This is a genomic window from Corallococcus aberystwythensis (assembly GCF_003612165.1).
GTDB lineage: Bacteria > Myxococcota > Myxococcia > Myxococcales > Myxococcaceae > Corallococcus > Corallococcus aberystwythensis.
Map to the genome: position 1 here is coordinate 55,264 of NZ_RAWK01000001.1, position 14,339 is coordinate 69,602.

14 protein-coding genes are annotated in these 14,339 nt (G+C 70.3%); 7 read left to right on the top strand and 7 right to left on the bottom strand.

Annotated features, from left to right (window positions below; genetic code table 11):
- The first annotated feature begins 31 nt into the window (after positions 1-31).
- From D7W81_RS00150 to D7W81_RS00165, 4 genes are read left to right on the top strand one after another with little or no spacing between them, the layout of a single operon-like run.
- Entirely contained in the window at positions 32-2,278 is a 2,247-nt protein-coding gene (locus D7W81_RS00150; RefSeq protein ID WP_120553268.1) for a DUF4139 domain-containing protein, read from the top strand.
- Positions 2,278-3,837, top strand: a complete 1,560-nt coding sequence (locus tag D7W81_RS00155) for a mucoidy inhibitor MuiA family protein (RefSeq protein WP_120553269.1) — start codon at positions 2,278-2,280, stop codon at positions 3,835-3,837. The genes D7W81_RS00150 and D7W81_RS00155 overlap by 1 nt, the downstream gene beginning before the upstream one ends.
- Before the next feature lie 14 nt (positions 3,838-3,851).
- The gene (locus D7W81_RS00160; protein ID WP_120553270.1) at positions 3,852-4,616 is read left to right on the top strand and encodes an alpha/beta fold hydrolase; all 765 of its coding nucleotides are present in this window, start codon (positions 3,852-3,854) and stop codon (positions 4,614-4,616) included.
- Positions 4,617-4,623: 7 nt separating this feature from the next.
- Positions 4,624-5,745: a DUF6348 family protein gene (locus tag D7W81_RS00165; protein ID WP_120553271.1), complete on the top strand. Its 1,122-nt coding sequence runs from the start codon at positions 4,624-4,626 to the stop codon at positions 5,743-5,745.
- Here D7W81_RS00165 and D7W81_RS00170 read toward each other — a convergent pair whose 3' ends face one another.
- From D7W81_RS00170 to D7W81_RS00180, 3 genes are all read right to left on the bottom strand, one after another.
- Positions 5,746-6,270, bottom strand: coding sequence for a hypothetical protein (locus D7W81_RS00170; protein ID WP_147445296.1), 525 nt, complete (start codon positions 6,268-6,270; stop codon positions 5,746-5,748). It lies immediately after the preceding gene.
- Positions 6,271-6,337: 67 nt separating this feature from the next.
- Entirely contained in the window at positions 6,338-7,498 is a 1,161-nt protein-coding gene (locus D7W81_RS00175; protein ID WP_120553273.1) for an FAD-dependent monooxygenase, read from the bottom strand.
- 30 nt (positions 7,499-7,528) lie between these two features.
- Entirely contained in the window at positions 7,529-8,377 is an 849-nt protein-coding gene (locus D7W81_RS00180; protein ID WP_120553274.1) for an MBL fold metallo-hydrolase, read from the bottom strand.
- A gap of 242 nt (positions 8,378-8,619) precedes the next feature.
- On the opposite strand from D7W81_RS00180, the gene D7W81_RS00185 reads away from it, so the two are divergent.
- The gene (locus D7W81_RS00185) at positions 8,620-9,204 is read left to right on the top strand and encodes a hypothetical protein (protein ID WP_244226886.1); all 585 of its coding nucleotides are present in this window, start codon (positions 8,620-8,622) and stop codon (positions 9,202-9,204) included.
- Between the two features lie 60 nt (positions 9,205-9,264).
- Positions 9,265-10,101 (top strand): type VI immunity family protein, encoded by an 837-nt coding sequence (locus D7W81_RS00190; RefSeq protein ID WP_158621377.1) that lies wholly within the window; start codon positions 9,265-9,267, stop codon positions 10,099-10,101.
- Positions 10,102-10,122: 21 nt separating this feature from the next.
- Here D7W81_RS00190 and D7W81_RS00195 read toward each other — a convergent pair whose 3' ends face one another.
- Complete coding sequence (locus tag D7W81_RS00195) at positions 10,123-11,190, bottom strand: NADH:flavin oxidoreductase/NADH oxidase (protein WP_120553276.1); 1,068 nt, start codon at positions 11,188-11,190, stop codon at positions 10,123-10,125.
- A complete protein-coding gene (def, locus tag D7W81_RS00200) occupies positions 11,187-11,813 on the bottom strand; it encodes a peptide deformylase (protein WP_120553277.1) in 627 nt (208 codons plus the stop codon). The genes D7W81_RS00195 and def overlap by 4 nt, the downstream gene beginning before the upstream one ends.
- 138 nt (positions 11,814-11,951) lie before the next feature.
- On the opposite strand from def, the gene D7W81_RS00205 reads away from it, so the two are divergent.
- On the top strand, positions 11,952-12,449 hold the full coding sequence (locus D7W81_RS00205) for a hypothetical protein (RefSeq protein ID WP_120553278.1): 498 nt from the start codon (positions 11,952-11,954) through the stop codon (positions 12,447-12,449).
- Between the two features lies 1 nt (position 12,450).
- On the opposite strand, the gene D7W81_RS00210 is transcribed toward D7W81_RS00205, so the two are convergent.
- Both D7W81_RS00210 and D7W81_RS00215 read right to left on the bottom strand, forming a co-directional pair.
- A complete protein-coding gene (locus D7W81_RS00210) occupies positions 12,451-13,602 on the bottom strand; it encodes a fatty acid desaturase family protein (protein WP_120553279.1) in 1,152 nt (383 codons plus the stop codon).
- A 93-nt stretch (positions 13,603-13,695) separates the two neighbouring features.
- A complete protein-coding gene (locus D7W81_RS00215; RefSeq protein WP_120553280.1) occupies positions 13,696-14,172 on the bottom strand; it encodes a MaoC family dehydratase in 477 nt (158 codons plus the stop codon).
- Positions 14,173-14,339: the final 167 nt, after the last annotated feature.

Below are 14,339 nucleotides of genomic sequence, written 5' to 3' on the forward strand. Positions count from 1 at the left end.
CGTGCAGCCCTCTCCACGGAAGAGGGGGCCCATGCGCGTTGTACCGTCCGTCCTGGAATCCGTCACAGTTCACGCCGAGGGCGCGCTGTGCACGCGCGCGTTCGTGCTCTCACCCGAGAACGGGCACCTGCCCGGTCAGGTCCGCGTCGACGGCCTGCCCCTGGCGCTGCGCACGGGCTCGCTGCGTGCCCGCGTGGTGGAGGGGCCCTCGGGCCTCCTCGTCCGCGACCTCAAGCCCACGTTCGACGTGCGGCTGCCGCCCGAATCGGAGCTGCCCGCGGAGCAGCATTCGCTCGAAGCGGCGGAGGCCGCGCTGGCGGCCGTGCACAGCCGGCTGGAGCGGGTGCGCTCCGAAATCACGGCGCTCCGCGGCCTGACGCCCACCTGGCCAGCCCTGCCCAAGGGCCATCCCCCGCGCGACGCGCCACTGGCCGCGATGCTGTCACTCACGGGGTTCGTGGACACGGAGCTGGCGCAGCTGCAGGCCCAGGAACTGGACCTGGAGCGGCAGCACCGCGACGCCACGCACGAGGTGGAGCTGCGCCGCCGCCGCGTGCAGGAGCTGTCCTCCGCGAGGAGCGTGGACCGGGCCCGGCTGTTCCGCGCGGCGCTGCTGACGCTGTCCGGCCCCGTCGCCGCGAACGCGGACGCGCGGCTGGTGCTGGAGTACGCGGTGGCGGGCGCGCGCTGGGTGCCCACCTATGACCTGCGCCTGCCGCGCACGCTGGAGGAGGGCACGCTGCGCATGCGCGCCGCCGTCATCCAGCGCACCGGCGAGGACTGGACGGGGGTGCGGCTGGCGGTCTCCACCGCGAGCCTGGAGCGGCGCGCGGAGGTGCCGGAGCTGAAGTCGCTGCGCATCGGCCGCAGCCAGCCGCCGCCCGCGCGTTCGGGGTGGCGTGAACCCGCGCCGGGCCTGGAGGAGCTGTTCGCGGGCTACGACGCCCTGCACGTGGCGCTCCCGCCCCAGATGCTTCCGAAGCCCCAGCCTCCTGAGTACGAGGAACCCCTGCCGGAAGCGGATGACGACGGGTACGACGACGAGGAGCAGGAGAAGGTCTTCAAGGAGACGGCCACGTTCGGGGGCGCGCCAGGAGGGGCACCCAGGGCGTCCCGTCCGCCTCCTCCACCGCCCATGGCGGCGCCGAAATCCTCGGGGGCCTTCCTGGTGGGAGGGGCCCGTTCCCCGGACAGGAACCGGAGCGTCACCGGCGCCATCCCCGCGCCAGCACCTGCCATGCCCGCGCCCCGAGGTGGTGGTGGGATGGATCGCATGCGCAAGAAGCGCATCGCCGCAGAGGAGAGCCTTGAAGGCGCGCCGATGGCGGACCTCGCGATGGATGAGGACGAGGGCGGCGCCGGGGACCTTCTGCGTGCAGCGGGCCTGGAGCCGGCGGACGGCCTGTTCGACTACGACTCGCTGACGCTGGCCTCCGCGGCCTCACCGGCGCAGCGCGGCCGGTTGCGTCCCCGTCCCGCGCTTGTCTCGCAGGCAAGGCTGTCCATCACGTCAGTGAACGTGCAGGTGGAGGTGGTGCGGCTGGAGGCCCAGGCCTTGGTCTTCGCCGAGTCCGTGAACACCGTGGCGCCGCCCACCTGGACAGTCCCGCCGCGCGACTCCGCCCGGCACTTCGATGCGCGCTTCGACGCGGAGGCCGTCACGGACGTGCCGTCCGATGGCGCATGGCACACGGTGCCCATGTTGACGGTGCCCCTGGAGCTCACAGCCGAGTACGTGTGCGTGCCCTCCGTGGAGCCGCGCGTCTTCCGCACGGTGCGCCTGAACAACGCCTCGCCGCATCCGCTGCTCGCGGGGCCCGTGGACGTGACGCTCGGCGACGAGTTCCTGATGACGTCCCCGCTGCCCACGCTGGGGCCCGGCGAGACGCAGCGGCTGGGCCTGGGCGTGGAGGAGGCGCTCCAGGTGGCGCGCAACACCCGCTTCGACGAGGCCACGGGCGGCATGTTCGGCAACAGCACGGTGCTCACGCACCATGTCTCCGTGGAGGTGGCCAACCACCTCTCCCGCCCCGCGAACATCGCCATCTCCGAGCGCATTGGCGCGGTCCCCGAGTCCCAGAAGGACCTCAAGGTGGAGGAGGTGGAGGTGGTGCCGCCCTGGCACAAGCCCACGCCCCTGCCGGGTGAGGAAGCGGTGGAGGGCGAGCGGGTGTGGCGCGTGAGCGTCCCCGCCGGAGAGAAGCGTTCGATGAAGGCGACGTGGGTCGTGAAGCTGCCCGCCAGCAAGATGCTGAACGGCGGGAACCGGAGGACATGATGCGCACTTCCATTCTGTTGCCCCTGGTCAAGGTGACGGTCCTGGAGGACCGGGCCCTCATTGAACGCAGCGGCGCGGTGACGCTGCCCCCGGGCTCCTGCCGCCTCGTGGTGGACGGACTGCCGGCGGTGGCGGTGGACCGCTCGCTCCAGGCGAAGCTCTCCGGCGGCATGGTCACCCAGGCCAGCCTGCGCCGCACGATGCGCGCGGTGCTGCCGGAAGCGCTGCGCGAGCACAGCTCGGAGCTGGCCCGCCGCGCGTTCGAGCGCGAGCAGGTGCTGGCGCGAGCCCAGGCGGAGGTGCGGAGGCTGGAGGCGAAGCACGGCCTGCTGGAACTCGCGCGCCGGGATGTCCTGCGCGCCATCTCCGAGCGCAGCGGCGCGGGTGAGGCGGATCCCGCGAAGTGGAAGGAACAGCTCGCGACGGTGCGCCAGGAGCAGACCGCGACGGATGATCAGCTCCGGCAGGCCCGCCGCGACCTGGGGCGCCTGGAGCGTCAGCACATCCAGGAGACCCGCGACGTGCTGGCGCGCACGGAAGCGCCGGAGCCCACGGTGGACGTGCGCGCCGAGCTGGACGTGAGCCACGCCGCGGGCGGTGAGGCGACGTTGACGCTCAGCTACCTGGTGCCGTGCGCCGCCTGGCGGCCGGCCTACCGCGCGGTGCTGGGCACCACGGAGGCGGCCTCCACCGTGACGTTGGAGTGCGAGGCCGTCGTCTGGCAGAACACCGGCGAGGCGTGGAAGGACGTGACGCTGGCCTTCTCCACGGCGCGGCCCACGCTGGGCGCCACGCCCCCCCGGCTCACGGAGGACTGGCTGACCCTGCGGGACAAGACGTCGCGCGAGAAGCAGGTGGTGGACGTCTCCATCCGCGAGGAGTCGCTCCAGGAGACGGGCGAGGCCGGAGCGGTGAAGGCGGCGGACGCGCTGCCCGGCATGGACGACGGCGGTGAAGCGGTGACGCTGTCCGCGCCGCACAAGGCCACGGTGCCCTCCGACGGCGAGGCCCACCGCGTCGCGCTGTTCGCGTTCACCTCCCCCTCCACGTCGGAGCTGGTGGCCTGCCCGGAGCAGTCGCCGCTGGTGCACCGGGTGGCGCGGTTCGACAACACGGGACCGGCGGTGCTGCTCGCGGGGCCGGTGGACCTGGTGCGCGCCAACGGCTACGTGGGCCGCGCGCAGCTCAAGTTCGCGGGCAGGAACGAGCGCGTGAAGCTGGGCTTCGGCAGCGAGGACTCGCTGCGCGTGTCACGGCAGGTGGACGTGGGCGAGGAGGTGGCCCGCATCACCGGCCGGCGCACGAACACGCAGAAGGTGAAGCTGTTCGTCTCCAACATGGGCGCGAAGCCCGCGGCGCTCGCGGTGGAGGAGCGCATGCCGGTGTCGGAGGTGGAGGCCGTGGAGGTGACGATGCTCAAGGACGCCACGAAGCCCGCGCCCACGAAGGTGAGCGCAGAGGGCATCGTGCGCTTCGAGTTGAGCGTCCCTCCGCGCTCCCGTCAGACGGTGGCGTTCGGCTTCACGGTGGCCCGCGGCGCAAAGGTCGCGGGCCTGTAGGAAAGCGCCACGCCATGCCCTACGCGACGAAGTCCGGCCGCCGCATCCACTACGAGGTCCAGGGGCATGGCCCTCCCCTGCTGCTCCTGCACGGCCTGCTCCAGCTGGGCGCGCACTGGACGCTCAAGGGGTACGTGCCCGCGCTGACGGACAGGTACACGGTGGTGACGTTCGACTCGCTGGGGCACGGCCAGAGCGACACGCCGCACGACCTGGAGGCCTATGGTTTGCGGCACCGGGTGGAGGACGCGCTGTCGGTGCTCGACACGCTCTCCATCGACCGGGCGCACGCGTGGGGCTATTCGATGGGAGGCTGGACGGTGTGTGGCCTGGCGTCGTTCGCGCCCCAGCGGCTGGCGTCGTACGTGGTGGGCGGATGGGATCCCGCGGTGGGCCTGCCCGTGGCCTACGCGGCCCTGGAGAAGCAGCTCAAGCCCGGCACGAACGTGGACTGGTTCCACATGCTGCTGCTGGGTGCGCGGAAGGCACCGGAGCTGGCGGAGGCCATCGACGCGGGCGACCTGGACGCACTGCGTTTGTGCCTGAAGGCCTGTGAAAGCTCGGCGGGCCTGGATGAGGCGCTGGTGCAATCCGGCCGGCCAGGACTGCTCTATTGCGGCGTGATGGACCCGTACCACGACTCCATGAAGGCCGTGGCACAGCGGGCCGGCGCGACGTTCGCCACCATCGAGCACGCCGACCACGGCGGCGCCTGGGCGAAGGCGCCCAAGGTGCTGCCCCACGTCCTGCCGTTCCTCGCCTCCGTCACACGGTCCTGAGGTTTCCATGACGCCGATTCCCGCGAACGCGCAACTGGCGGAGCTCCTCCGCGCTCACGGCCTCTCCATCCAGGAGGAGGGGGAGTGGCTCCGAGTGGGCTCCCAAGGCCCGCGCTTCTATGCGGCCTTCATCGACACGCGGACCGGGCCGGGCCACTGCATGCGGCAGCTCGACGTCTGGTTGGGGCCCTGGGCCGGCCAGTGGGTCGTCGAGTCCGTGGGAGGCGTTGGCAAGACGGAGGAGGAGGCCTCGCGCGATGCCCTGGCGAACTTCGTCCGGGCGAGCCTGCACGTGCTCCTGTCCGCCTTCGTCCGTCCTCCCGATGCGCACGTCACCATCGAAACCTGGCAGGTCGGTGGCATCGACCGGAAGGTCATCCTGGGCGACATCGTCAGCCGGGGAGACGACGCCGGCCCGAAACATGAGGAGCCGTGGCTCAGGGCCTTTGAGGACGCGCTCAAGTCCCTGCCGCTGACCTCTGGCACCCATTGGGTGCGCGTCTATTACGCCCAGATGGATGGGGAGCGCATGACGCTGGAGGTGCTGCTCGACAACGAACCGTGGCAGGCCCTGACGGACCTGCTCGAGACTGCTTCCTGGCCTGCCGCGCCCGGGTTCCTCAGCCGGAGGTTGTTCCTGGTGCTCCAGGGAGGCGCGGACGCGAGCCGCGCGGTCGCAACCTGGCTGGACTGCCCCGACGACGGCGATCCCGTTGCCCTCATCCAGGAGCAGGGCGCGACCCTGTTGGAAGCGGAGAAGCTCTACGCGTACATCCCCCTGGCCTTTGGCGAGTCCGTGATGAAGAGGCTGGGCGCGGTGTCCCCTGTCTCGGCCGAGTTCACCGCGGATCCTCCGACTGTCCAGGGGACTGTCGTGTTGGCGGAGGATCCGCTGTGGCGCGCGCTCGTCCAGTTGGCCGAGGAGGCCTTCGAGGGGAAGACCAGCCTCACCCGCGAGCAACTGCTCCACCTCTCGGGTTCCAGCTCGACGGTCCGAGTCCTCAACGAATTGATGAACAAGGGGGGGAAGCCCGAGGACCTCAGGTTCACCCCACCCCTCATCATCATCTCTCCCGAGGCGATGGCGGAGTGGCCAGCGGCGACGCCCGCCGCACCGCGCCGGCCGTGATCAATTCGCGGACTGGATCGCGATCACCCGGACGTCGAAATCCTTGCAGGCGGCGTCCCTGCAGATGCCGTTGAGCCACGCCTCTCCCTGGCCGAACATCACGCCGTCGGCGTTGACGAAGAGGTCCGCGTAGCGCTGCCGGGTGATGACGTTGGCGATGGCCGGCGTGACGATGGCGTCGTAGTGCCTCATGAACGCCGCGGCGTCGGGCAGCTTCACCTTCCGGCCGCCCACGGTCGCGGTGAAGGGGTACGCCGCCAGGGCCGCGACCGCCTTCGCGTCACGCGCGGCCACCGCCTTCTGGAACGACACGAAGGCCTGCTGATACTTCGCGGGCTCACCGAGGACGCTCTGGATGCGGGCATTGACCGCGGCGGTGTCCTCGCCAGTTCCAGCATCCGGAGGCACCACGGCGAGGGCTGGCGAGGAAGGCCGTGCGGCAGCCACCACCGGCGGCTCCGTGCGCTGACAGGAGGCCGCTGACACGAGGACGACAGCGGCAAACCGCGGAGGTTTCGTCTGCATGGGTACCCCCCGCCAGGACGGATAACAGGCTCCTGGCAAAGACATACTCTACAGGGCTCAATTCCTCTCAGCGCACACCCTGCACCAAAGTCTGTAACTGACGTCTCGCGGCTGACTCCGGAACGAGCCGGAATAGTGTATCGCGGACAAAGCGAGCCGCCTTGTTCTCCCACTGGGCCAGCACGCCCATCTGTCGCGACATCACGACCATTTTATTGGCGCGCTGGATCCGGCGGGACTCGTAGGCCCGCAGGGCATCCTCCACGCTGCCTGGAGCCGAGAGGCACTCGCCGAGCACGACGCCGTCCTCGATGGCCTGACAGCCGCCCTGCCCCAGGTTCGGGGTCATCGGATGCGCGGCGTCGCCCAGGAGCGTCACCCGGCCCCGGCTCCACTGCCGAATGGGCGGCCGGTCGTGGATGTCCGTGCGCAGGACGCGTTCCGGCGGCGTCGCCGCGAGCACCTGCGCGATGGGCGCGTGCCAGCTGGCGAAGCGCTCCTGGACGACGGCGAGCGTCTGTCCCGGCGCATCCTCCGAGCCCGCGGGCGCATTCAACGTGGCGTACCAGTACAGCTCGCCATGCCCGATGGGCACGATGCCGAAGCGGGCCCCGGGACCCCATGTCTCACTGAAGTGGCCCGCCTTCACGAGGCCAGAGGCCGGACAGATGCCGCGCCAGCTGGTGTAGCCGGAGTAGCGCGTGGGCTGAGCGCCCCACAGGCCCGCCCGCACGGCCGAGCGCAGGCCGTCCGCGCCCACCAGGACGTCGCCAGAGACGGTGCTGCCATCGGACAGCGACACGGTGACGCGGGCGCCATCGTCCTCGAAGCCCGTCACGGCGACGCCCAGCCTCACGGCCTCTTCCGGGCCCGCGTGGGCGCGGAGGACGGCCTGGAGGCGGGCGCGGTGCACGGACACCATCGGGGCATCCAGCTCCTCCTGGAGCGAGCGCATGTCGACGCTGGAGATGCGGGCCCCGGAGGCATCGAGGATGAGGGTCTGCTCGGCGCGCTCGCCCTCCGCGACCACCGCGTCACACAGGCCGATGCGGCGCAGGGCGATGGCGGCGTTCATCTGCACGGTGATGCCCGCCCCCACCGGTCGCAGCGCGTCGGCGCGTTCGAACACGGTGGCGCGGATCCCCGCGCGCCGCAGGGCACAGGCCAGCGTGAGGCCCCCAATGCCGGCTCCGGCGATGAGGACGTGGCGGGACGACGGGGACGTCATGGCGGCCTCCAGTCAGGCCGGCACAGCGGGTCAACCGAACCAGCGGCCGGAGTCAGGAGCAAAGACTCGCACGCGCTCGAGCAGTGACGCGGGCAGGCGCGCCTGGAGCGTCGCGTGGACCTGCGCGGGGCTGTAAGCCTGACTGAAGTGCATCAGGACCAGGGCCTCGTTCTGGAAGCGGTCCGCCATGGAGGCAATCTCCTCCAGGTGGATGTGGGCCCGCTCCTGCGCGTCGCGGACGGTGCGCTCCGCGTCGATGAACGTGCACTCGAGGATGAGCACGCGGCTGTCGAACAGGGACGGCTGGCGCTCCAGCACGTTGGAGAGGGTGTCCGTGCAGTAGGCCAGCTCCAGCCGTTCGACTTCATCGAAGAGGGGCTCCCCGGCCTGGCGGCGGCGGCCAATCTCCTCGGGAGGCAGCTCGCGGTACTCGGGCTTGAGCTTCGCGACGCGGCGGAGGAACTGGTAGCCCAGCGACGGCACGGGGTGGTGCGTGCGGAAGGCGCGAACCCACAGGTCCTGCTGCACCTTCACGGTGTCGCCGGGGCGCAGGGGGACGGTGCGGATATCGGACTTCATCCGGTGCAGACGGCCCAGGGCCGCGAGCGCCTCCTGCACGGGCGCTTCAATCTCCGCCGGCAGGTAGACGAACGGCGGTCCCTTCCCCACGAGCGCGCGGATGCCCATGAGCGATCCCAGCGCGCTCGCATGGTCCGCATGGCCGTGGCTGAGGAAGATGCGGTCGGTGGTGGCGAAGGAACGGATGGGGATGCCCGCGTCCAGCAGGACTCCCAGCTCCGGCACCAGGAGCGACGTGTACACCCCGCCCACGGACACACCGCGCACGGTATAGGGTCCCGCCTGCACCTCGGTCAGCATGCGCGGAAGCTTATGCGGACTTCGGAAGGAAGGCGCCCGTGCGGTTGAGTCCACGGTGGACAGGGTTTCTGCTGCTCCAGGCGTGCGGTGGTGCGCACGGACGGAGTCAGTACGACTTCGACAGCGCGACGAACTCCTGCAGGACCCAGCCCGCCTACTGCGCCCAGGCCGCGGGAGAGGAGTCGGTGGTCCCCCGGGCCGTACGGACGTTCGCGACAGCGGGAGGCTCCGCGGCGGCGGCCGTGAAGATCCTGGATGCCGCGCTGAAGCAACAGGTGACAGAAGCGCTGGAGGAGTGCGCGGACAAGGCGCGAACGGAGGTCATCCTCGCGAACTTCGGGACCCGGAGCCCGACACCGCAGGAGTGCAACGAGCAGGTCCGCGACGCGCAGGGCCGGACCCTCACCCGCGCCATGCAGCTCGGGAATGAGATGCACCGGGTCGCCTTGCAGTGCGCGGCGGAGAAGCTGAACAAACTCCGTCCAGGCGGCTTCAGCCTGGAGCCCACGTATCTCTATGATCTGGACAGCGGGAAGGTGACCTGGCTGTCACCCGATGAAGTGGCTCGCATCCGGCAGCGCGGCAGTTTAGGAGAGTTGAAAGGGTCTCTCGTGCCGGACGTCGTTCTTCACAATGGCAATCCGGAGCAGGTCCAAGCAGCCTATGATTTCAAATTCCCTTGTGTGGATATCGGCAAACGGCCGCCCTGGCGAAAATACCCGCCGGGACATCCCTACGACGGCATGTCTCAGGATGAGGTCTACCGACAGGCATTCGGCCTTCACGAGGTCCCCCAAGTGATTCCCTATCTGGGAGCCGGACTTTAAGCCATGGACTACTCACCACTACAGATTACCCGCAGGAATAGAGTCGTCACACAAGTAGGGGTGAGCCTGTGCTTCTATCTTCCCAGGCCTACGCTCGAAGTCACACAGGCCGTCTCTGAATCCCTGCAGACGTATCTTAACGCCATCGCGCCCCAGACACTCACCCACTACCCGGACGATGAGGGAGAATGGCAGGAACTGGATGCGGCCGGCTGGATGGTGGTCCGTGAAAAAATGCGGCGCCAGCTCAGGTCGAGTGTCTTGCTCACCAATGACACGCCCTACCCCAACGGGTACGAGTTCAGCTATGACGGCAAGGACATCCATGCCCCCATCTTCCGTCGCGATCCTGGCCCCGTGACCGCGGTTCGCTTCATCGTGCCCCTGTCATGGATGAGGACTCACGGTGCCCTCCGGGTGCGCGAGCTGGCGCTGGCCCTGGCGGCGCCTCTGCCATTCAGCTCCGGGCACGCGGGACTGGCCGTCACCGGCTTCCTCGGTGTGGGCTCCGTCACATCGGACGTGGTCCCTCAACTGGTTCAGTACCCCGGTGTCGACCTCATGGAGCTGGATCTGGTCTCCTGGGAGATCGGCACCCGCCTGCGCGTCCCGCACTGGCTCGCCTTCATCGGCGATCCCTCGCTGAGCGCCATGGGCGGCGTGGACTTCCTTCGCTCCCAGCTCCACGCGCCCGGCACCACCGTGGAAGCCCTCGACGCGTCCCGGGCCGTCGTCACCCTGGGCCCCGAACCGCTCGCAGGCGGTCCGGACCAGCCGCTTCCAGCCTACCGGGAGCTGGCCCGCATCCTGGAACCCTGGGCCTTTCACGCCACCCGGCGCCCCGCGGACTTTCCAGACGAAGACTTCTTCAAGTGGGACCGCCGGTTCCTCGACTGAACCGGCGTCCCCTCCCGGGGATCAGTTCTTCGCGCGCTCGTACTGGTGCGGCCACAGCACGTCCGCGCGCAGCTCCTTCGCGGCACGCAGCGGCCAGTACGGATCCCTCAACAGCTCCCGCGCCAGGAAGACGGCGTCCGCCTGCCCCGTGGCCAGGATGTGCTCGGCCTGGTACGCGGAGCGGATCATCCCCACCGCGCCCGTCAGCATGCCCGCCTCCTTGCGCACCTTCTCCGCGAGGTGCGTCTGGTAGCCCGGCCCCACCGGAATCTTCGCGTTGGGCACCACGGCGCCCGACGAGCAATCCATCAGGTCCACGCCCTCCTTCGCCACCAGCCGCGCCAGCGCCACGGAGTCCTCCGGCGTCCAGCCCCCCTCCACCCAGTCCGTCGCGGAGATGCGCATGAACAGGGGCAGCGACTCCGGCCACTTCGCCCGCACTGCCCGCGTCACCTCCAACACGAAGCGCGTCCGGTTCTCGAACGTGCCGCCGTACTTGTCCGTCCGCTTGTTCGCCAGCGGCGACAGGAACTCGTGCAGCAGGTAGCCGTGCGCCGCGTGCAGTTCGATGACCTGGAACCCCGCCGCCTTCGCCCGCACCGCCGCGTCCGCGAACGCCTTCACGATGCGCTGGATGCCCGCCTCGTCCAGCGCCGTGGGCACCGGATAGCCCTCATCGAAGGCCTCCGTCGTGGGGCCCAGCACCGTCCAGCCACCCTGCTCCGGGTCCACGCGCTTGCCCGCGTCCCACGGCCGGGGCGTGGAGGCCTTGCGGCCCGCGTGCGCCAGCTGGACGCCCGACGAGGCCCCGTTCTGGTGCAGGAAGCGGTTGATGCGCGCCAGCTGCTCCACGTGCGCGTCCTTCCACAGCCCCAGGTCCTGCGGCGAGATGCGGCCCTCCGGCTCCACCGCCGTGGCCTCCGTCAACACCAGCCCCGCGCCCCCCACCGCGCGGCTGCCCAGGTGCACCACGTGCCACTCGTTCGCGAAGCCGTCCTCGCTCGAGTACTGGCACATCGGTGACACCACCACGCGGTTGCGCATCGTGATGTCCCGCAGCTTCAAGGGGGTGAACAGCCTGCTGCTCATGTCGGGTCCTTTCGGGGAATCGAAGGGGTCTCTTCCGGCAACCCCAGCGCCGTGCGCACCTGGGCCGTGCTCTTGCCCAGCCAGTGCCGACGGTGGTTCTCCTGCGTCGTGAGGCTGCGCGTCTCCATGCGGTCCACGTAGAGCGTGCCGTCCAGGTGATCCAGTTCGTGCTGGATGATCCGCGCGTACCAGCCACGCGCGGACACCGTCACCGGCTGCCCGTTCTCATCCAGCGCCTCCACCCGCACGCCGCGCGCCCGGGGCACCAGCGCCGCGAAGCCGTTCACGCTCAGGCAGCCCTCGTGGAACTCCACCGGCGTGGGGTCCTCCACCACCAGCTTCGGGTTGATCAGCACATGGAAGGCCACGGGCGCGCGCTCGCGCAGGGCCAGGTCCGCGGGCGAAGCGCCGGCCTGGTACTCCGCCCGGTCCTCGATGACCACCAGCCGCAAGCCCACGCCCACCTGTGGCGCCGCGAGCCCCACGCCGGGCGCGTCCCGCATCGTGTCGCGCATCAACTGGATGAGCTGGCGCGTCTGTGCACTGCCGATTTCTTCCGGGGTCAGGTCGCGCGCACGCTGGCGCAGCACCGGTTCCCCCGCCTGGACGATCTTGAGCACCATGGTGGCCCCACCGTAACAACCGCTCTCCCGCCGCGCCGCATCGCCATGGGGCGGGCACGGGCCCGGCCGCCCGGTTCCCCACGGAGAGGGCAGCCCCTGGCGTGAGGGGGTGCCACTGACGGTAGGCTGTGTCGCACCATGGCTCGCCGCAAGAAGGCAGAAGAGACCACCGCGCGCGTGCGCAACCTGCTCGCCCTCGACGCCGCCGGCATCATGCGGAGGCTGGCCGCGCGCCGGGAGGAGATGTTCCTCCTCTTCTCCCGCCTGCGCAGCCGCGACCCGCTGGTGGAGACGGTGGCCTCGCGCTACGCGGACGCCGCCTTCGCCCAGCTCATCCACCTCACCGAAAAGGAGCAGGCGGTGGTGGACCACTTCTACGGACGCCTGGACGAGCTGCGCTGGTACTTCACCTACACGGAGGACATGCCCGGCACCGCGCACCAGACGTTCAGCGCGCTGCACCGCCGCCTGGAGGAGAGCTATCGCCTGTTCGTGGAGACCTTGGGCCTGCCCGTCCAACCCGACGGCGTGCGCGTGGTGAACGTGGAGGCCGTGCGCCAGGAGGAGACGGCCGCGGAGGGAACGCCGGTGGCGCTCGCCCCGCTGCCCCGCCGCCGCCGCGCGCCGCCCGCGTGACTCAGGCCGCCGAGGCTTCCGCCCGCGCGTCCGCGGCCGACATGGCGGGAGCCGCGGCCTTCACCAGCCGCTTCATGGACGCCTTGCCCACGACGACGTCCACCATCTTGCGCGCGCGCGTCCAGACGCCCTCCTGCACGTAGGGGATGCCGTACTTCTCGCAGAGGGCGCGCACGTGCGGCTGCGCCTCGCGGTACTTCAGCATCGGCAGGTCCGGCCAGAGGTGGTGCTCAATCTGGTAGTTCAGCCACAGGTGGGCGAAGTCGTTGAGGTCGCCGCCGGTGCGGTAGTTCGCGCTGCCCACCACCTGCTGCACCATGCGCTCCGCCTTGTTCGCGGGCGCGGAGTCGAAGCGGTACAGGTCCTCGCCGGTGTGGTTGGGGCCCACCACGAAGAACGTGTGCAGGTTGGTGACGACGTCCGCCAGCACGGAGTTGCAGAACACGCTGAACGCCGCCCACGGCCCCACCACCAGGAACGCCGCCGGGTACAGGCCGAAGAAGACGGTCGCGTACGGCAGGTAGCAGCGCGTGAAGAGCTCCCACAGCTCCGCGCGCGTCAGCGCCCCACCCTCGCGCCGGCCCTTGCGGCGCAGCGAGCCCAGCGTCTCCGGCGCGTAGTAGCTCGCGCGCCAGGTGACGGCCAGCAGCGCCAGCTGCACGTAGCGCAGGGGCAGCGGCCGGCTGTTGTCGCGCAGCGAGCCCTCCGCGTTGCGCTCCAGCAGGTCCGGATCCGCGTCCTCGCCCGTGTGCGAGTGGTGCAGCACGTTGTGCTCGAAGACCCACGCCTCCGGCAGCATCCAGTCCAGCCAGTCCACGAACCGGCGGGCGCCCTTCGCGAAGCCCTTGCTGGTGCGCGACGCGGGCATGTCCGGCACGCGGTCATAGCCCCGGTGCCCCACGTGGTGCATGAGCAGCCAGCGCGTGGAGCGGCCCAGCCCCAGCGCCACCGCGGAGAGCGGATTGGGCGCGATCCACGCCGTGGCCATGCCCAGCACCGACGCCACCTTCCCCCAGCGCTCCATCTTCCGCAGGTGCGCCGCGTCCGGCTCACCCAGGTTCGCGTCCAGCCGGGCGCGCAGCTCCTTCAGCTCCCGGTAGAAGCCCTCCACGTCCACGGAGGCCAGGTCGAAGTCAGGGGCGGCGCGGGACATGCGAAGAACTCCTCGGGAGCGGGACGGGGACCACGAGCGGAACCGGCCGCACGGTAGCCTCCACCCGCGCTCACGCAAAGCGTCACGTCCCGCTCAGCCGCTCGCCGGGCGACGGGGCAACACCAGCTTCGCGATGAGCACCTGCACCACGTCCCCCTTCTGGTTGCGCGTCTCGCTGCGCACGGTGGCGATGCCCCGGTCCGGCCGCGTGCGCGAGGGAATGACTTCCAGCACCTCGCTCTCCACCTGGAGGACGTCCCCCGGGCGCGTGGGTCTGGGCCAGCGGATGTCCCCGGCCGCTCCCACGATGCCGCCCTTGAAGGGCAGTCCGCTCTGGACGTTGAGCTTCATGGTGAGGGCCGCCGTGTGCCAGCCGCTCGCCGCCAGCCCTTCAAAGAGCGTGTCCTTCGCCGCGGCGTCATCCAGGTGGAAGCCCTGCGGGTCGAACTCCCGCGCGAAGGCGACAATCTGCGCCGCGTCCAACGTGTGCGTGCCGCTGATGAACTTCTGCCCCACCGACAGGTCGTCCAGGAACAGCTCCTGGCGCCCACCCTCCTCCGTCGAAGCCATGCCCGCGTCCCTCCCAGATAGATGCATATCCAGATGATGAGGATAATGCATCCGCCTGGGGGATGCGACAGTCCTACTGGACGCTGGGGCAGCCCGGCCGGACGCAAACGTTGAGCATCGCGCGCACGCGCGGGCCGGCACGCGCTGAAACAGCCGGGGCCTCTGGA